Here is a 17126-nt window from a genome sequence, read left to right as displayed (position 1 = left end):
CGGGTCTTGGCTACTGGCTCGTGGCGGAGGGACTGCTGTCGGGCGGCCCGTAACCGAGCAGCTCGCGACCGATACCGTCGCAGATCGTGGCTGTCTCGTCGACCACATGGGTGAGCGCCGCGTGGACCGTGAGCGGATCGAACGGCTCGGCCGCCCTGTCGGCGACCCACTGGTGCAGGAGGTGCAGCCGCGTGACGCTCTCGCCGCCGGGCAGGGTCGCGCTCTCCGGCGGCCGGATCTCGCAGAGCCGGGCGAACGCCGCGTGCACGCAGTGCCGGATCGAGCGCGGGAAGCGGGGCTCGAAGAGGAGGAACTGTGCGACCGCCTGCGCGTTCACCTGACCCTGATGCAGCTTCATGAACGGCTCGAACCCGGAGCAGGCGCGGAGGAGCGAGAGCCAGAGCGCCGTCTCCACCACCCGGTGGCGCCCGGGCACGCCGCCCTGCCCCGCGCCGTTTCCGTCGGACGTCGGCGGCTCCACGGCGGTGAGGGCGTGGTGGTGGACGTCGAGCGTGCGCGCGGTCTGCCCGACGCGCTCGAGCAGCACGCCGAGCCAGATGAAATCGAGCGGCGTGTCGTGGAGCATCGTGCTCTGGGTGAGCCCGAGGCAGAGCTGCGTGAGGTGCCGCACGCGCCGGTAGAAGGCGTAGCGGCTCGACCTGAACTCCTCGAGCGCCTGCTCGCCGTTCATCCAGAGGTGGAGCTCGTTGACGGCCTCCCACGCCTCGACGCTGACGACCTCGCGGATCGACCGCGCATTGAAGCGCGCCGCGGAGCTCGAGATGCGGAGGCTCGTCGGGTTGTCCTCGTCGAGGCTCATGTAGCGCTGCACGAGCTCGCCGTCGGCCGCGGCGTCCTCGCCGTGCACCTCGGCGAAGTGCGCCTTCTGCCCGGCCACGATGATGACCGGCAGCCAGCACTGCTGCGGCGAGAGCTCGGCGTCGAGCGCGAGGTTCTGCGTGACGGCGAGGATCCGGGCCACGCTCTCGATCCGCTCGAGGTAGCGGCCGAACCAGAAACAGTGATCGGCGACGCGGGAGATCACGGGGCCTCCGTGGGGTCGGACGGGGGCGGGGAGGGTGGGGGCCGGGAGGGTGGGGGCCGGGAGGACGGCGTCGGCGCGCTGGACGCGCCGTTGCTCGCGGCCCCGGGCGCCGGGCGCGGGGCGCCGACCGACGGGGGCCGCTCCGCGCCGTCCCCCGGGCCCTTCAGGACCCAGGTGTCCTTCGAGCCCCCGCCCTGGCTGGAGTTGACGACGTACGAGCCGGCCACGAGGGCGACGCGCGTGAGCCCGCCGGGCAGCACCCACGGGCCGTCGCGGCCCGTCAGCACGTACGGGCGGAGGTCGAGCCGGCGCGGGACCGCGACCCTGGCGGCCGGATCCCAGGTGGGGCCGGTCGACAGCTCGACCCGGTGCTGCGCGATGTAGCGGCGCGGCGTCGCCTCGATGCGCGCGCGGAACTCCTCGCGCTGCGCGGCGGTCGACTGCGGGCCCATGAGCATGCCGTAGCCGCCGGCCTCGTCGACCGCCTTGACGACCAGCTCGTGGAGGTGCTCGAGCACGTAGCGGCGATCGTCGTCGCGCATGCACAGGTAGGTGGGGACCTGCTCGAGGATCGGCTCCTCGCCGAGGTAGTAGCGGATCATCTCGGGCACGAAGGGGTACACGGCCTTGTCGTCGGCGACGCCGTTGCCGGGCGCGTTCGCGAGCGCGACGTTGCCGGCGGCGTAGGCGCGCATCAGGCCGCGCACGCCGAGCAGGCTGTCGGGGCGGAAGGCCTCGGGGTCGAGGAACGCCTCGTCGATGCGGCGGTAGATGACGTGGACCCGGCGCGGGCCGCGCGTCGTCCGGACGAAGACCTGATCCTGATCGACGAAGAGGTCGGGCGCCTGGACGAGCTCGAGCCCCATCGTGCGCGCGAGGAAGCTATGCTCGAAATACGCCGAGTTGTACGGCCCCGGCGTGAGCACGACCGCGCTCGTGCCGCCCGGGCTCACGGGGGACACCGAGCGCAGCGTCTCGGCGAGCCGGGCCGGGTAGTGGTCGACCCGCTGGACGCGCGCCTTGTCGAGCAGGTGCGGCAGCACGCGCTTGCTGATGAGCCGGTTCTCCAGGACGTAGGACACGCCGGACGGGGTGCGGAGGTTGTCCTCGAGGACGCGGAAGGTCCCGGCCGGATCGCGGATGATGTCGACGCCCGCGATGTGGATGCGCACCCCGCCCGGGGGCCGCAGGCCGTGGGCCTGCTTCAGGTACTGCCCCGAGCCGAGCACGAGGTCCCGGGGGACGCGCTCGTCCTTCAGGATGCGCTGGTCCCCGTAGACGTCGTCGAGGAACAGGCCGAGCGCGCGGACCCGCTGCTCGAGGCCGCGCTCCATGTGGGCCCAGTCGGCCGCGGAGAGCATCCGGGGGATGAGGCAGAGCGGGAAGATCTTCTCCGCGCCGCGCTGGTCCGCGTAGACCGAGAAGGTGACGCCCTGGTTGAGCAGGGCGAGCTCCGCGAGCTGCTGCGCGCGCGCGAACTCGTTCGGCGCGAGCGCGCCGAGGAGCGTGGCAGTGCGCAGGAACTCGGGTCGTGGGGCGCCGTCTGGGCCAAACAGCTCGTCGTAGGCGCCGGGGAGGGGAGCGTAGCCGGCGAAGAGGCCGGCACCCGGGGTCTCTAACAACACTGGAGTGAAGCTACCGCCGGAGGGCCCTCGAGGTCCATGGGCCATTTGCGGTTTCGATTGGATGGAGCGCGCGCTCGCGAGCGGCGGGAGCTACTCGGCGCTGAGGATCTGACGCTCCCGGCAGTGCGTGAGCTCGTCGACCGCGGCCAGGAAGGCGTCGTAGTCGATCGGCTTGGGGAGCACGCGAGCGACACCGAGGCTCGTCGCGTCATGTTTTGAAGACGCGGATGAAACAATGACTGGTATACGCGCCGTCTTCTCGTTGTGCCGGAGCGCCGTGAGCAGGCCCCAGCCGTCCATCACCGGCATCATGATGTCGACGACGAGCAGGTCCGGCGGCGCGATCTGGTCGAGCAGCGCCAGCGCCTCCTCCCCGTTCGAGGCGCAGCGCACCTCGTAGCCGCCCTCGCTCTCCAGGATCATGCTCACGACCTCCTGGATGCTGGGCTCATCGTCGACGACAACCACGAGCTTGGCGCGGCTGTTGGGCGCGCTCGAGCGTGTTCGTACCTCTGCGTTGCGCCGCACCGTCCGACCTCCGAGCGTATCGACCAGCATGCCCACTCTCCCCTGCGCGCTCTCCGGATCGAATTCCAGGGATGAACCAGAGTATCCCCCACGCCCCTGGTTCCGTCGCTGCGTGGAATCCAAGATTGGTAGCTCAGGAGACTCCCGAAACGGGCCGCGGCCCTGCGCGTGGGCATTGCGCCCGAGACCGCGCTCGGCGGCGCGGCGCGACCAGGACATCCGCCCGCGTGCGCTCGTGAAGCCCGGGCGTTCGCGGCGAGGCCGCGCGGGCGCCGAAAAGTTGCCTTTTCCCGAGGCGCGCGCCCCGGGCGACGCGCGCGAATGACGCCCATGACGCGCGCGGATGACGCCCATGACGCGCGACGCGCGCGGCTCCTACGGCGCCGTACCTTCGAGCTGCGCCGTGGTGTCGTGGTAGGCGCGCGTGATGTCGGACTCGTCCAGGATGCCGACGATCTTGCCGTCGCCGTCGGTGACCAGGAGCTCGCGCACGCGGAGCTCCAGCAGCACCTGGAGCGCGCGGTGCAGGTCCGCGGTCTCGCTGACCGAGGCGGGGCTCGCCATCATGTCGTGCGCGATCGCGAGCCCCGACAGCTCGGGGCTCATCGCGGTGGCGCGGAGGATCTCGGCGTCGATGGTCCCGATGACCTTGCCGTCCTCGGAGAGCACCGGGAAGGTGTCCTGCCACTCGCACGCCGCGATGCGCTCGACCACGACCGACGCGGGCGTCCGCGCCTCGAACGACACGAACGGGCGGCTGCGGATGACGATGTCGGCGACGCGGATGCTGCGGAGCACGTCGACGATGAGCTCGTCGCGGTGCGCCGGGGACTCGCGCTTCGTGGCGACCTGCGCGCGGTACAGGGTGCTGTGCCGCAGCGCCACGAAGGCGATGCCCTCGCACAGCATGAGCGGCACGAGCAGGTCGTAGCTGCCGGCGAGCTCGCAGACCATGACGAGCGAGGCGATCGGCACGTGCGCGATGCCGCCGTAGAACGTGCCCATCCCGACGAGCGCGAACGCGCCGGGATCGATGCGCGGGTCGCCGAGGAGGAGCTCCGCCGCGCGCCCGAACGCCCCGCCGGTGAGCGCGCCGAGCACGAGCGACGGGCCGAAGTCGCCGGCGCTGCCGCCCGAGCCCACCGTCAACGAGGTCGCGACGATCTTCGTGGCGAGCAGCACGAGCAGGAGCTGCACCGCCGTCCACCCGCTGGGCATCCACGAGGCCCCGGTGATCGCGACCTGGGCCGCCCCGTAGCCCGCGCCCAGCAGGCCGAACCCTTGCCCCGGCCGGTCGAAGCGCGGCCCGAGGAGCATCAGCAGCGGGGCCACGATCGCGCCGAGCGCGAGGCCGCCGAGCGCGGGCTTCGCCCAGATCGGCAGCCGGATCTGGTGCATCGTGTGCTCCACCGTGTGCAGCGTCCGGAGGAACACCGTGGCCACGAGCGAGACCACGAGCGCGAGGGCGGCGTAGAGCGGGAGGTGGCTCGGGATGAACGGGTAGCGGGGCGCGTGCGCGAAGAGGGTCGACTCGCCGAAGAAGTAGATGAAGACCGAGTACGAGACGACGCTCGCGAGGATGGACGGCACGAGCGCGTCGGCCTCGAAGTCGTCGCGGTGCAGCACCTCGACGGCGAGGAGCGCAGCCCCGAGCGGCGTCCGGAACACGGCCGACATGCCCGCGGCCGCGCCCGCGATGAGCAGGATCCGCCGCTCGCGCGGGCCCACCCGGAGGGCGCGCCCGATGATCGAGCCGATGGCGCCGCCGATCTGCATGGTCGGCCCCTCGCGCCCGCCGGAGCCGCCCGAGCCGAGCGTGAAGATCGAGGCGATCGCCTTCACCACCGGGACGCGGCGGCGCATGTTGCCGCCCAGCCGGTGGAACGCGTTGATGAACGCGTCGCTGCCGCCGCCGCGGGTCTCGGGCGCGAGCTTGGCCGTGAGCAGCCCGCCGACGAGGGCGCCGAGGGCCGGCACGAGGCAGACGAGCCACGGCCGGAACGGCCCGCTGCGCACGCCGGTGAGCACCGCCTCGCCCTTCGCGCGGAGCGGCCTGTAGCCGGTGATCGCGACGAGGAGCTCGTGCTCGGCGAGCTCGAGGGCGGCGAAGAACAGCGAGCCGGCGATGCCGGCCGTCACGCCGACGAGGATCGCGTGGAGCAGCACCCGACCGACGAGCTGGAACGCGATCAGCCCCTGCGCCCTGGGGATCGGCGTGCGCACCGCCGCTCCCATGCGGCTCGGGCGTGAAGCGTGGTCCTCGGGGGATGACATCGTGATCTCGGGGGCCAGCGCCCCCCCGCCGATGGGCCTGGCAGGGGCGGTAGCTTCCCTGATCTGGCCGCGGGTTGCCGCCTGAAATCGCCGCCGGGAGCGACTTCTCCGGCGGGGACGCCCCGGCGTCGGCTTCCGATCGGCGCTCCCCCGCTCCATAGCGTGGAAGGAAGGCCGTGCGGGTGCGGTCTGCGGACCGTTCCGGGCGCGGACGAGGTGGAGTCATGACGACCGATCGGAGCGCCGTCGAGTACGGCACCCTCATCACCGGAGACGAGAGCGTCGCGATGGGCGACGCGGCGGTCCAGACGACGGATGAGAGCGTCCGCACGACCGCCGAGACCGTGGTCACGCCCGTGGTGGCGCTGGACCTGGCGGCCGAGATCCTGACTGGCGCGCTGGGGCCGCTGATCGACGCGGACTACGTGCAGGGCAAGACGCAGTTCCGCGACGTGCTCTGCGACCGCATCGACATCTCGCAGCTCGAGGCGGAGGAGCTGGTCGACGACATGGAGCGGTCCGGGCGGATCCGCTTCATCGGCGCGGAGGAGGGCCGGGGGTGGCACGTGCATCAGGGGGTCGGCGCGCGCTGAGCGCCGAGGCGCCGCGCCCCGGGCGGCCGCGTCCCGGGCGGCCGCGCGCCGTGGTGTCCGATGAAACAATTCCCTTGCCGGCGTAGTCAAGACATGGCCTACGTTGAGGCGCCTATGGAGGACGGTACGAAGCCGCGCAGAGCCGTGGTGCCGAGCGCTCCGCCCATTCCGCTCGTGATCGTGGCCGGCTGTCCTGCCGAGTTCGTCGCCGTGTGCAGGGAGGTGGGGGCGCAGCTCGGGGTCGCGGTGCGCGAGTGCGATCTTCGCTCGCTCCGGCCGACGATCGCGGCCTCGCAGCCCTACGCGGTCATCGTGACGGAGGATCTGTACCGGTTCGAGCCGGCGTCGTTCGACGCGATCATCCGCCAGGCGCCGGCCTCGCTGGTGCGCATCGATTCCCGGGAAGCGCACGACGATGCGATGCGGCGGCTCCTCATCGACGCCATCTTCGAGTCCGCGGCGGCCGAGCCGGGCAGCGGGATCCGGGCGATCCTCACCTGAGGCCTCACCTGAGGCGCCGGCCGGTCGGGGAGGCCGCGCCGGGGGGCGGCGAGAGAGGAAGTCGCCAAAACGGAGAGGGCGCCAAGCGAGGAGAGACAGAGAAGATCGCTCGTCTCGCTCCGCTCGTGGCGCCCTTTCCGGTCCAGAGGCCCTCGCGCGAGCCGTCGACGTGTGGCCGTCAAGGCCTGCGCTTCATGCCGGGGAGGGTGGCCTTCTCGGTCGGGGGCTCGAGGTACTCGATCTGCTCGGCCGACATGATGCCGTACTTCGGGTTGGCCGCGGCGCCGCCGGTCGACTTCGTGAACGTCACGCCGTAGGTGCCGGTGACCTTCACCTTCGCGCCGACGGCCGGGATCGGGTTCGGCAGATCCTGGCCCCAGAACTCGTCGGTGAGCTTCGCCTCGTTCTCCTTGCCGCGCGGAGCCCGGTCGATCGCCTCGATCAGGCTGTAGATCTGCGCGAAGTTCGAGGCCCAGCCCATCACCTCGATCACGTCCTTCGTCTCGCCCTTCTCGTCGGCGATCGCGAAGCTCGGGACCGGCGCCTTGCAGTCCGGCGGGTCGGCCTTGCCCGTCTTGTGGACGGCGCAGGGCGGGGCCTCCGCGAGGTTCGTCTTGACGATGTAGCCGACGATCGAGAGCTTCTTGCCGTTCACGTCCTCGAAGTGGACGCGGCTCCGGAGGTCGTGCGTGACGCCCCACACCGTGTAGGCGTCGCCCTGCTTCTTGTTCTTCGCGGGGAGCGTCGGCACCGCGGGCAGGCTCGGCTTCTGGCCGCTGAATGCGGGCTTGGCCTGGTAGGGCTGCTCGTCCGTTCCGCACCCTGAAGTGCCCGCGACGAGGAGGATAGCGGCGGCGAGGGTTCGACCGAATCGGGCGTTCATGGCATCTCCAAGGTCAACGTGACGGGGGCATCCGGCAGGAAAGATCCAGCGCTGGAGTAGCCTCCGGACGGCGGTGCGCCGCGTGCGGATCAGGCGCCTCTCGCGTGCGCGCGCGGCGGCGGAAACGGCTAACACGGCCGCGAGCGGATCGTAAAGAGAAACGGAAACGTCCCCCTCTCTTCATCGGGCGGCGACGCGGCGGCGCGCCGCGGCGGAGGTCGACGCTCCCCCCGCCGGAGCGGCCGATCGCGGGCCGGCGAGGGAGCGCGCGGGGCCTCCGACGCGCGCGGGCTGGCCGCAGCGCAGGCCGCGCGGGGGAGGGCAGCCGGCTCGCTCGTTACGCACGTGGGCGCGCTCGTTACGCGGGCCTTCGCGGCGTTCTCCCGGCCCTCGGGTGTCCGTGAAACCGCGGAGGGCGCGTTTCCGCTCTTCGCGCTGGCAACATCGATCGAGTACCCTCTCCGTCCCATGCGCGAGACGACCCTGCGCGCCGCTTTCGAAGCGTCGAAGGTTTTGGTGATGATCCTCGCTGGCGGCGAAGGCCGCCGGCTCGGCCCCCTGACGCACGACCGGGCGAAGCCGGCCGTGCCGTTCGGCGGCCGCTACCGGATCATCGACATCGTCCTCTCGAACTTCGTCAACTCCGGCCTGCACCGAATCAAGATCCTCACGCAGTACAAGAGCGCGTCGCTAGACGAGCACATCGCCCGAGCTTGGCGCCTGTCGCCGATGCTCGACAGCTTCATCGAGACCGTCCCGGCGCAGCAGCGCACGGGCAAGAGCTGGTTCAAGGGATCGGCCGACGCCGTCTACCAGACGCAGCACGTCATCACCGACGAGTCGCCCGAGCACCTCTGCATCTTCGGCGGCGACCACGTCTACAAGATGGACGTGCGCCAGATGCTGCACGATCACCTCGCGCGCGGCGCCGACGTGACCGTGGCCGCCATCCCGGTGTCCAAGGAGGAGGCCCGCGCCTTCGGCGTCATCGAGTGCGACGAGGCGGGGCGCATCATCGCCTTCCACGAGAAGGTGCAGGATCCGCCGAGCATGCCGGGCAGGCCGGGCATGTGCCTCGCCTCGATGGGCAACTACATCTTCAAGACTCCGGCGCTGCTCGACGTCCTCGAGCAGGACGCCGCGACCGAGGACAGCGCGCACGACTTCGGCCGCGACATCATCCCGCGGATGGTGAAGAGCGGCAGCCGCGTCTATGTCTACGATTTCCACGAGAACCGCGTCCCCGGCGAGGACGAGGGCGCGGGGTACTGGCGCGACATCGGGACGATCGACGCCTACTGGGCGGCCCAGATGGATCTCGTCAGCATCCAGCCGGCGTTCAACTTCTACAACCCGCGCTGGCCGATCCGGACGGGCATCAGCCACGATCCGCCCGCCAAGTTCGTCTTCCGCGACGAGGCGAACGCGCGCGTCGGCATCGCGACGGACAGCCTCGTCTCGCTCGGGTGCATCATCTCCGGCGGCCGGATCCACCGGAGCGTGCTCTCGAACCGGGTCCGCGTGAACTCCTTCAGCCACATCGAGGAGTGCGTGCTGTTCGAGGACGTCAAGATCGGGCGCCACGTCAAGCTGCGTCGCTGCATCATCGACAAGGACGTCGAGATCCCCGCCGGCGCCGAGATCGGCTTCAACCTCGAGGAGGACCGCAAGAAGTGGTTCGTCAGCGAGGGCGGGATCGTCGTCATCCCGAAGCGCGCGAAGATCGACTCTCCGTAACGCTCCTGACCGGCGCGCCGCACCGGCGACCGGCGCCGATCCTGGGCCCGCCCGCCCGCCCGGCCGCGGCGGTGGAGGCCGGCGACACCGTCGTAGCTATCCGAAATTCAAGGAAAATGTGGCTCGTGACCCCCGGCGGCGGCGGGCGCTGCCGCTGGGAGGGCGCCGCCGAGCTCGGGGGGTTCCGGGGCCTGGAGGCCCCCTGAGCCGGGCGTCCCTGCTACGTTGGGTGTGCGATGCCGCGCACGATCATCATTGGTGACGTCCACGGCTGCCGGGATGAGCTGGCGCGGCTGATCGAGCACGTCGGCTTCGCGTCGGGCGATCGGGTGGTCATGGTCGGCGATCTGATCGTGCGCGGCCCGGATCCGTGCGGAACGCTCGATCTGCTCCGGGAGCTCGGCGCGATCTCGGTGCGGGGCAACCACGAGGATCGGCTGCTCCGCTGGCGCGCCGGGCGCAGCGATCCGCGCGGCGAGCCGCTGGGGGAGCTCTCGAAGGAGACCGCGCAGCAGCTGCGCAAGCGCGACTGGGCGTGGCTCGAGACGCTGCCGTACTGGCTGGATCTGCCGGAGCACGGGCTCCGCGTCGTCCACGCGGGGCTGATCCCCGGGCTGCCGATCGAGCGGCAGGATCCGCACACGCTGATGTACGTGCGCTGCCTCGGCCGCTACGGCGAGCCGGTCGAGCGCCGCGGGGGCAAGACGCTGTGGGGCCAGACCTACCAGGGCCCGCCGCACGTGGTGTTCGGCCACAACGCGCGCAGCGATCCGCAGATGCACGCGTGGGCGACCGGGATCGACACGGGCGCCGTCTACGGGGGGCGCCTCACCGCGATGGTGCTCCACGACGGCGAGCGCGTGCCGCCGCCGGCGTTGCGCGGCGAGGTGCTCGTCTCGGTCCCCGCGCGCCGCCGCTACGTGGGCCGCTAAAAATGCTCCGTGTCCTCCAGGGCTTCCGCACGATCGGCGGCCCCGCCGCGCGGGATTTTCGTTAGGCTCGCGGCGCGCCGCCGCCGCTCTTCAGGCTGGCGGCCCGTCACGGAGCAAGCCAGGTGGAGCCTCGATACCCGTTCGTTGCAGTCGATGTCCCCGAGCCGGAGGCCGACGAGATCGCCGCCGCGCTCTTCGAGCTGGGCGCCTCGGGCGTCGAGCAGCGCGACGAGCAGACGCTCGTGCGCGGCGCGCGCTCGGGCCAGGTGACGCTCGTCGCGAGCTTCGAGGATCACGGCGAGGCGGAGGCGGCGATCGCGGCGCTCGGGGAGCTCGAGCCGCCGCTCGCCGCGCGGCTGGAGGAGGTGGTGGGCGACGCCTGGCGCGACGCGTGGAAGGAGCACTTCGCGCCGTTCGCGCTGACGCCCACGATCACGGTGGTGCCGCCGTGGGTGGAGCGCGCGCCGGAGCGCGAGGGCGAGCGGCTGCTCCTGCTCGAGCCGGGGAGGGCGTTCGGCACGGGCCTGCACGCGACGACCGGGCTCGTGGCGGAGCTGCTCGACGAGCACGCGGCCGAGCTCCGCGGCCGCGAGATCCTCGACGTGGGCACGGGCAGCGGGATCCTCGCGCTCGTCGCGCTGCTGCTCGGGGCGGAGCGGGCGGTCGCGATCGACAACGACGACGACGTGATCGAGGTGGTCCTCGAGAACGCGGCGCGCAACGGCCTCGAGGGCCGTATCGAGGCGAGCGCCGGCGTGGTCGAGCAGGTGACGCGGCAGTTCCCGTGGGTGGTCGCGAACATCGAGGCGCGGGTGCTCCGGCCGATGGCGCCCGAGCTCGCGCGCGTGCTCGCGCCGGGCGGCTGGCTGATCCTGTCGGGCATCCTCGAGAGCGAGCGGGACGATCTCGTGGCGCGGTACACCTCGCTGCCCGACCCGCTCGCGCACGTGGCGACGCGGCCGGATCCCGCGTCGGGGCGGGGCGAGCGCGCGGCGGGGCGGGGCGACGCGGGCGGCGAGGGCTGGGTGGCGCTCCTGTTCCGCGCGCCGGGCGGCGCGGCGCCCGCGTCGGGATGAGCGGCCAGGGGCTGCTGCGGGTGCCGCTCGGGTCGATCGCGGCGGGCGTGATCGCGCTGCCGCCGGAGGCGGCGAGCTACGTCGTGCGGGTGCACCGCCTCCGCGAGGGGGACCGGTTCGTCGTGTTCGATCCGGAGCTCGGGGTCGAGGCGGACGCCACGCTCGAGTCGATCGGCCGGAAGAGCGCGGCGGCGCGCATCGACGCGCCCCGGCCGGCGGCGCTGCGGCCGGGCCGGCGGGTGACGTGGATCCAGGCGGTCGGCAAGGGCGACAAGATGGACGCGGTGGTGCGCGACGCGACCGAGCTCGGGGCGACGCGGATCATCCCGGCGATCTCGGCGCGCAGCGTGGCGCGCCCGGGCGAGGACAGGAGCCAGCGGTGGCGCCGGATCGCGGTCGAGGCGGCGCGCCAGTGCGGCCGCGGGGACGCGCCGCGCGTCGACGCGCCGATGAGCCTCGCGGCGGCGCTCGAGGCGGCGGGGGCGTCGCGGCCCGGCGAGGGCGGCGCGCTGGGGATGGTGCTGGATCCCTACGCGGAGACGCCGCTCGGCGCGCGGCTCGGCGCGCTCTCGCCGGGGGTGGAGGCGGCGTTCGCGGTCGGTCCGGAGGGCGGGTTCACGCCGGAGGAGCTCGGCGTGTGCGCGGCGCTCGGGTTCGAGCGCGTGCGCCTCGGCGCGCTGACGCTGCGCACCGAGACGGTGTGCGCGGCGGCGCTCGGGGCGCTGATCGCGGTGAGCGACGCGCGCGGGGGGTGATGGGCCGGCCCGCCGCGAGCGGCGCGCTGGCCGGCGTCGGCCCGCGCGTCATGGGGGCCTCTTCCGGCTCGGCCGCGCGGTGGATCGCGCGGCTCGCCGCCGCGCTCGCGGTCGCCCCCTGCGCGTGCAACGGCGCGGCGGACGCGCCGAGGCGTGGGCGCGCGCCGCCGCAGGACGGCGCCGCGCTCGCCCCGCTCCGCGCCGAGGCGCAAGCGGAGCGAGGCCCGGCGCCGCCGCCGATCCCGACGGCCGCCGCGGCGCCCGCGAGCGCGCCGCCCGAGCAGGCGCCGTGGCCTCGAGCGCGCCCGCCGCGGGTCGAGACGGACTGGTGCATCGACGGCGTCGACGCGCTCGACGAGGAGACCTGCTACGTGCTGCCCGACGCGCCGACGCGCGCGCTGCTCATCTACCTCCACGGGATCGTCCCGCCGGGGAAGGAGAGCCAGCAGAAGACCAACTTCGAGACGGTCGTGTCGCGCGCCGCCCGGCGCGCGGGCGTCGCGGCCTTGATGCCGCGCGGCAAGGTCGGCCTCGCGCCGAAGGGGTACGCGCGCTGGTGGGGCTGGCCGACCGGCGGGCCGGCGTACGAGAAGCACGCCGCCGCGTTCGTGGCGACGTTCGCGGAGAAGCGGCGCACGCTCGAGGAGATCGCCGGCGTCGCGTTCTCGCGGGTGTACGTCGCCGGCTCGTCGTCGGGCGCGTTCTTCGCCGCGGCGCTCGCGCTGCGCGGCGGGATCGACGCCGACGGCTTCGGCGCGATGTCCGGCGGCGGAGGCCGGGCGACGCCCGAGCTCGCGACGCTCGCGCCCAGGCCGTTCTACATCGGCTTCGGCGCTCACGATTCGGTGGGCCGCTCGGCCCGCGCCCTCGCCGAGGTCCTGCGCGGCGCGGGATGGCCCGTGCGCGTCGCCGAGCACCCGGTCGGGCACGGCGCCAAGGAAGTCTACCTGGACGAGGCGTTCGCCTTCTGGCGCGAGCACGAGGCGCGGTAGGCGTACGCCGGAGCGGGAGGAACGCGCGCGGACGATCGACTGCTGGGCGTCGAAAGCCGCCGAATGCCGCCGCCGTGCATGCGGTGGCGAAGACCCCGGATGCCTTCTGCCTTCAGAGAAACGCGATCATAGGACCACCGAAGGCGGATCTGGCGGGACGATGATCCTGAGGCTCTCCTTGCCGACCAGCCGGACGAAGTCCGCGTGATTGAAGGTGAGCAGGGCATCTGCGCGTGCTTCTTCCGCGGTCACGACGTGAAGAGCGTCGAACACGACACCAGACGTGAGCTGACGTCCCGTGCATCTGGCCAACGCTGCACGGTAGATGCGCTCCGTCGGCGGTATCAGGTCCAGCATCGTGCGAAGGCGTCGAACGGCCGCCCACGCGGCATGAGGCGCGATCTTTGGCGTTACCGGGAGCCGGGTCAGGACCGACCACGTCTCGCTCATCGCGTGCCAGCTTGCAGTCCCTTGCAGCTGTCCGTTCTCTATCGCTAGGAGCCAGCATCGCGCCCGCGCGTGGTGGCGGTGACCGCCCACGATGGCCGCCACGAGCACGGACGTGTCCAGGGCGACCTTCATCACCGCTCTTCGCCGAGCTTTTCGAGCCGCTCTTCGCGATCGCGTCGATGGTCCAGCTCGTCTTGGAGCTCGGGAGCGAGCTTCGCCTCGAAGACGACGAGCCCGCCGTCCGTGCGGAAACGGCCATCCTGATCGAGCGCCATCTCGGCCTCGGCGTCGAGCAGGCCTTCCTCGGCGGCCAGCCGGTCCGCCGGTGCGTTCGGCAGTGAGACGAGGACGATCACCTCGGCCGGACCCACGGGCAGGTCTTCCGGGAGCTTCAGCTCGACGCGACGATCCACCGGGATCGTGATCTGGATCTTGGTCGCTGCCTGCATCGTGCCCTGAGTGTGCCATGACGGCCGGCGAAAGCCCGATCGAGGAACAGCCACCGGAGCGCCCTCTGCGGGTTGAGCGCGGCGAGCGCCCCCTCGTCTCTTTTTTGAGCCAGCGCGGCCCCCTCGCGACCACCTATTCCTGTTCCCGTGCTCCTGTCCAGCCCAGCCCTCGCTCCCCGGCTCACGCTCGTCCGCGCGAGCCCCCTGGCCGACCTGGATGACGCCGGCCTCGCCCGCGCGGCCGCCGAGGGGCAGCCGGGCGCCGCCGGCGCCGTGTGGGACCGCTACGGCGCGCTCGTGCACGGCCTGCTCCGCCGCGTGCTCGGCCCGGGCGGGGACGTCGAGGACCACGCCCAGGAGACGTTCCTGCAGTTCTTCCGCGAGGTGAAGAACCTGCGCGATCCCGCGGCCTTGCGCCCGTTCCTCCTCGGCATCGCCGTGCGCGTGGCGCGGTCGGCGCTGCGGCGCCGGCGGTTCCGGCGATGGCTCTCGCTCACCGACAGCGGCGTGCTGCCCGACGAGCCCGCCGCGGGCGTCGACGAGGGCGCGCGCGAGGCGGTCGCGCGGCTCTACGCGATGCTCGACGAGCTGGACGACCGGGCGCGGCTGCTCTTCGTGCTGCGCCACATCGAGGGGCTGGAGCTCGCCGAGACCGCGCAGGCGAGCGGGATGTCCCTGGCCACGGCCAAGCGCCACCTGGCCAAGGTGACCGCGCGCGTCCACGCGATGGCCGAGCGAGATCCGCTCCTCGCCGCCTACGTCGTGCCCGCGGAGGAGGCGAGCGATGGCTGAGCCGAAGCCCGAGGTTCCGCCGGAGGTCGCCCTGCAGCGGCTCACGGCGCTGGCGCGAGAGGCGGGGGCGGTCGCGCGGACGGACGCCGCGCTCGCCCGCGGGCGCGCGCGGCTCATCGAGGAGGTCGAGCGGCCCGTGCTGCCGCTCGCGTCGCGGCGGGGCTGGCTCGTCCCCGCCGTGCTCGCGCCGCTGCTCCTGATCCTCGGGCTGGTCTGGCTCCGCCCGGCGGCGCGCCTCAGCTACCGGATCGACGACGCCGCGCCCGCGGACAGCTACGTGCTCGCGGAGGCGAGCGGGGCGACGGCGCGCTTCAGCGAGGGGACGACCATCCGCTTCGCCCCGGGGGCGCGCGGGCGTATCGCCGCCGTGACGGAGCGCGGCGCGCAGATCCACCTCGAGAGCGGCGCCGCGCACTTCCAGGTCGTGCACCTGCCGGAGGCCGAGTGGGTCGCGGAGGCAGGGCCGTTCACCGTCACCGTGACGGGCACGGAGTTCGAGCTGCGCTGGCAGCACGAGCGGATCGAGCTGACCGTGCAGAGCGGCTCGGTCGCGGTCCGCGGTCCGCTCGTCTGGGGCGGCGTCACGCTCCAGGGCGGCCAGCGCCTGGTCGCCGACACCGGCCGCCGCGAGCTCACGATCGCAGGTCCGAGGGCCGACATCGATGCGTCTGCGCCGGAGGCCGGCGATCCCGTCGGCGCTCCAGTCGAGCCCGACGCACCGGCCGGGATCGATGCGCCCGCCATGGCCGATGCGCCCGGGCCCGAGTCGCCCGAGCCCGATGCGCCCGCCAGGGTCGATGCGCCGGCCAGGACCGGCGCGCCGGCGGCGGCCGCGCCGGCCCCGCAGAGCTACCGCGAGCGCGTGGCCCGGGGCGATTTCGCCGGGGCCATCGCGGACGCGGAGGCCCGAGGCATCGACGCGACCATCGACGCGAGCCCGCTGCCCGAGATCGCCGCGCTGGCCGACGCCGCGCGCTACACGGGGCGGAACGACCTGGCCCGGCGCGCGCTGCTCGCCGCGCGTTCGCGCTTCGCCGGCTCGCCCGAGGCGCGCTCGGCCGCGTTCCTCCTCGGCCGCATGGCCGAGGCGGGCTCGCCCGCGGAGGCGATCTCCTGGTATGAGCAGTACCTGTCCGAGTCGCCCGGTGGACCGCTCGCGGCCGAGGCGCTCGGGCGGAAGATGATCGTGACGCGCACCTCTCGTGGCAAAGATGCGGCCCGGCCGATCGCCGAGGAATACCTCGCGCGCCACCCGCACGGGGCGTTCGCGGGCGCCGCGGTGGAGATCCTCGGCCCTCCATGAGGTTGTGCGGGCTCGCGTTCGCCCTGTGCGCGGCGCTCCTCATGCCCTGCGAGGCGAGCGCCGAGGAGGGCTTCCATGTGGTCGTGGTGCGCCCGCGGCGCGCTGGAAAGGTCGTCGAGGAGGCCACCGTCCGCCTGACGGGTGAGCTGCGGGCGGTCGGCTTCTCGGTCCGCTCCGCCGAGGGCACCTCGGGCACCGACGGGCGCGCGCAGGTCGAGGGGGCGGACGGGACGCTCGCGGCGATCGCCATCCTCGAGTCCGATCGCGGCGCGGCGGCCGACATCTGGGTCGCCGACCACGTGATGAAGAAGACGGTCGTCCGGCGCGTGGAGCTCGGCGACCCGGAAGTGACCAACGCCGTGAGCGATCTCGCCGTGCGTTCGGCCGAGCTGCTTCGCGCCAGCCTGGTCGAGGTGATTGGCGCGCGCAGGCGGGAGCTGCCGCCCGAGATCGCGCGGTGGATCGCGCAGGCGTCGCCGCCGGCCGAGCGAGCGCTGTCCGAGCCAGCGAAGGAGGCCGCCGAGCCACCGAAGGAGACCGCCGGGGCGGCGCAGGCCGGTGCCCGGACGGCGCGGGAGGCCGCCGGGGCGGCGAACGGGCCGACCGGGGGCGGACCTGCCTTGCCCGAGCGGCGCGCTCCTCACGAGGCCAACGCGGCGCCCCGCGTGGCCGAGCTACGCCGGGACAGCCTCGAAGCAGGCTCCGCGCACCTCATCGGCGAGCTCGGGGGCGTCTCCTCCGTGTATCTCCGGGTCGAGCACGCCTTGGCGGCGCGCCTCTCGCTGCGAGCGACCTTCGTTCCAGGGATCCTCGAACATCGCCTCGACGCACCGGCCGGCAGCGTGACGCTGCGGCAGACGCTGGCGACGGTGGGGCTCGCCTACGCCTTCGACGCGGAAGCGGCGCGGCTCTATCCCGTGATCGCGCTCGGGGTGGGGGCCTATCACGCCTCGATCGATGGCCAGGCGAGCCTCCCAGCGGAGGGGAGGCACCAGGACTTCGTCACGGCGGGGCTCGCCCTGGGAGGCGGCCTCGGGGTTCGCATCACGCCCGAGCTCACCGCGCTGGCGCAGCTCGACGTGGTCCTGCTCGCGACGGAGCCGGTCCTGGCCGTCGCGGGCACGGAGGTGGGGCGCACCGGCCGCCCCGCGCTGCTCTCCTGCGTCGGGCTCAAGCTGAGCTATTGAGGCG

General features: G+C 73.1%; 17 protein-coding genes. 10 read left to right on the top strand and 7 right to left on the bottom strand.

Going from position 1 to position 17126, the window contains the following annotated elements; all coding sequences use genetic code 11:
• Positions 1–10: 10 nt before the first annotated feature.
• From NQZ70_RS41855 to NQZ70_RS41840, 4 genes are all read right to left on the bottom strand, one after another.
• Positions 11–1045 carry an alpha-E domain-containing protein gene (locus tag NQZ70_RS41855; RefSeq protein ID WP_129579216.1) on the bottom strand — a complete coding sequence of 345 codons (1035 nt, stop codon included), beginning with the start codon at positions 1043–1045 and terminating at the stop codon, positions 11–13.
• The gene (locus tag NQZ70_RS41850; RefSeq protein WP_237244535.1) at positions 1042–2715 is read right to left on the bottom strand and encodes a circularly permuted type 2 ATP-grasp protein; all 1674 of its coding nucleotides are present in this window, start codon (positions 2713–2715) and stop codon (positions 1042–1044) included. The genes NQZ70_RS41855 and NQZ70_RS41850 overlap by 4 nt, the downstream gene beginning before the upstream one ends.
• 45 nt (positions 2716–2760) lie before the next feature.
• Entirely contained in the window at positions 2761–3228 is a 468-nt protein-coding gene (locus NQZ70_RS41845) for a response regulator (protein ID WP_129579215.1), read from the bottom strand.
• 345 nt (positions 3229–3573) lie between these two features.
• A complete protein-coding gene (locus NQZ70_RS41840; protein ID WP_129579214.1) occupies positions 3574–5421 on the bottom strand; it encodes a chloride channel protein in 1848 nt (615 codons plus the stop codon).
• A 275-nt stretch (positions 5422–5696) separates the two neighbouring features.
• Between NQZ70_RS41840 and NQZ70_RS41835 the strand changes: the two genes are divergently transcribed.
• Entirely contained in the window at positions 5697–6065 is a 369-nt protein-coding gene (locus NQZ70_RS41835) for a hypothetical protein (RefSeq protein ID WP_129579213.1), read from the top strand.
• 114 nt (positions 6066–6179) lie between these two features.
• Entirely contained in the window at positions 6180–6566 is a 387-nt protein-coding gene (locus NQZ70_RS41830; protein WP_129579212.1) for a hypothetical protein, read from the top strand.
• A gap of 178 nt (positions 6567–6744) precedes the next feature.
• Here the strand turns inward: NQZ70_RS41830 and NQZ70_RS41825 are convergent, their stop codons facing one another.
• Positions 6745–7449: a hypothetical protein gene (locus NQZ70_RS41825; protein WP_129579211.1), complete on the bottom strand. Its 705-nt coding sequence runs from the start codon at positions 7447–7449 to the stop codon at positions 6745–6747.
• Between the two features lie 468 nt (positions 7450–7917).
• On the opposite strand from NQZ70_RS41825, the gene glgC reads away from it, so the two are divergent.
• From glgC to NQZ70_RS41800, 5 genes are all read left to right on the top strand, one after another.
• On the top strand, positions 7918–9186 hold the full coding sequence (glgC, locus tag NQZ70_RS41820; RefSeq protein ID WP_061621780.1) for a glucose-1-phosphate adenylyltransferase: 1269 nt from the start codon (positions 7918–7920) through the stop codon (positions 9184–9186).
• 236 nt (positions 9187–9422) lie between these two features.
• On the top strand, positions 9423–10118 hold the full coding sequence (locus NQZ70_RS41815; protein ID WP_129579210.1) for a metallophosphoesterase: 696 nt from the start codon (positions 9423–9425) through the stop codon (positions 10116–10118).
• A 122-nt stretch (positions 10119–10240) separates the two neighbouring features.
• Positions 10241–11194, top strand: a complete 954-nt coding sequence (locus tag NQZ70_RS41810; protein ID WP_129579209.1) for a 50S ribosomal protein L11 methyltransferase — start codon at positions 10241–10243, stop codon at positions 11192–11194.
• Positions 11191–11949: a 16S rRNA (uracil(1498)-N(3))-methyltransferase gene (locus NQZ70_RS41805; protein ID WP_129579208.1), complete on the top strand. Its 759-nt coding sequence runs from the start codon at positions 11191–11193 to the stop codon at positions 11947–11949. Before NQZ70_RS41810 ends, NQZ70_RS41805 begins: the two co-directional genes overlap by 4 nt.
• Positions 11949–12941 (top strand): hypothetical protein, encoded by a 993-nt coding sequence (locus tag NQZ70_RS41800; protein ID WP_129579207.1) that lies wholly within the window; start codon positions 11949–11951, stop codon positions 12939–12941. Before NQZ70_RS41805 ends, NQZ70_RS41800 begins: the two co-directional genes overlap by 1 nt.
• A 126-nt stretch (positions 12942–13067) precedes the next feature.
• Here NQZ70_RS41800 and NQZ70_RS41795 read toward each other — a convergent pair whose 3' ends face one another.
• A complete protein-coding gene (locus NQZ70_RS41795) occupies positions 13068–13523 on the bottom strand; it encodes a type II toxin-antitoxin system VapC family toxin (RefSeq protein WP_165374429.1) in 456 nt (151 codons plus the stop codon).
• On the bottom strand, positions 13523–13762 hold the full coding sequence (locus tag NQZ70_RS41790; RefSeq protein WP_207217617.1) for a hypothetical protein: 240 nt from the start codon (positions 13760–13762) through the stop codon (positions 13523–13525). The genes NQZ70_RS41795 and NQZ70_RS41790 overlap by 1 nt, the downstream gene beginning before the upstream one ends.
• A 225-nt stretch (positions 13763–13987) precedes the next feature.
• On the opposite strand from NQZ70_RS41790, the gene NQZ70_RS41785 reads away from it, so the two are divergent.
• The 3 genes from NQZ70_RS41785 to NQZ70_RS41775 are packed head-to-tail and all read left to right on the top strand — an operon-like array spanning position 13988 to position 17122.
• Entirely contained in the window at positions 13988–14632 is a 645-nt protein-coding gene (locus NQZ70_RS41785; protein WP_129579205.1) for an RNA polymerase sigma factor, read from the top strand.
• Positions 14625–15935, top strand: coding sequence for a FecR family protein (locus tag NQZ70_RS41780; protein ID WP_129579204.1), 1311 nt, complete (start codon positions 14625–14627; stop codon positions 15933–15935). Before NQZ70_RS41785 ends, NQZ70_RS41780 begins: the two co-directional genes overlap by 8 nt.
• Complete coding sequence (locus tag NQZ70_RS41775) at positions 15932–17122, top strand: hypothetical protein (RefSeq protein ID WP_129579203.1); 1191 nt, start codon at positions 15932–15934, stop codon at positions 17120–17122. The genes NQZ70_RS41780 and NQZ70_RS41775 overlap by 4 nt, the downstream gene beginning before the upstream one ends.
• Positions 17123–17126 lie beyond the last annotated feature (4 nt).

This window comes from Sorangium sp. So ce836, assembly GCF_028553905.1.
GTDB lineage: Bacteria > Myxococcota_A > Polyangia > Polyangiales > Polyangiaceae > Sorangium > Sorangium cellulosum_D.
This window is presented reverse-complemented; position numbering and strand designations above follow the sequence as displayed.

Coding starts and splice junctions, on each gene's coding strand:
- NQZ70_RS41850 (WP_237244535.1), bottom strand. CDS start 2,715: ATGGCCCATGGACCTCGAGGGCCCTCCGGCGGTAGCTTCACTCCAGTG.
- NQZ70_RS41845 (WP_129579215.1), bottom strand. CDS start 3,228: ATGCTGGTCGATACGCTCGGAGGTCGGACGGTGCGGCGCAACGCAGAG.
- NQZ70_RS41835 (WP_129579213.1), top strand. CDS start 5,697: ATGACGACCGATCGGAGCGCCGTCGAGTACGGCACCCTCATCACCGGA.
- NQZ70_RS41830 (WP_129579212.1), top strand. CDS start 6,180: ATGGAGGACGGTACGAAGCCGCGCAGAGCCGTGGTGCCGAGCGCTCCG.
- NQZ70_RS41825 (WP_129579211.1), bottom strand. CDS start 7,449: ATGAACGCCCGATTCGGTCGAACCCTCGCCGCCGCTATCCTCCTCGTC.
- glgC (WP_061621780.1), top strand. CDS start 7,918: ATGCGCGAGACGACCCTGCGCGCCGCTTTCGAAGCGTCGAAGGTTTTG.
- NQZ70_RS41815 (WP_129579210.1), top strand. CDS start 9,423: ATGCCGCGCACGATCATCATTGGTGACGTCCACGGCTGCCGGGATGAG.
- NQZ70_RS41805 (WP_129579208.1), top strand. CDS start 11,191: ATGAGCGGCCAGGGGCTGCTGCGGGTGCCGCTCGGGTCGATCGCGGCG.
- NQZ70_RS41800 (WP_129579207.1), top strand. CDS start 11,949: ATGGGCCGGCCCGCCGCGAGCGGCGCGCTGGCCGGCGTCGGCCCGCGC.
- NQZ70_RS41795 (WP_165374429.1), bottom strand. CDS start 13,523: ATGAAGGTCGCCCTGGACACGTCCGTGCTCGTGGCGGCCATCGTGGGC.
- NQZ70_RS41780 (WP_129579204.1), top strand. CDS start 14,625: ATGGCTGAGCCGAAGCCCGAGGTTCCGCCGGAGGTCGCCCTGCAGCGG.
- NQZ70_RS41775 (WP_129579203.1), top strand. CDS start 15,932: ATGAGGTTGTGCGGGCTCGCGTTCGCCCTGTGCGCGGCGCTCCTCATG.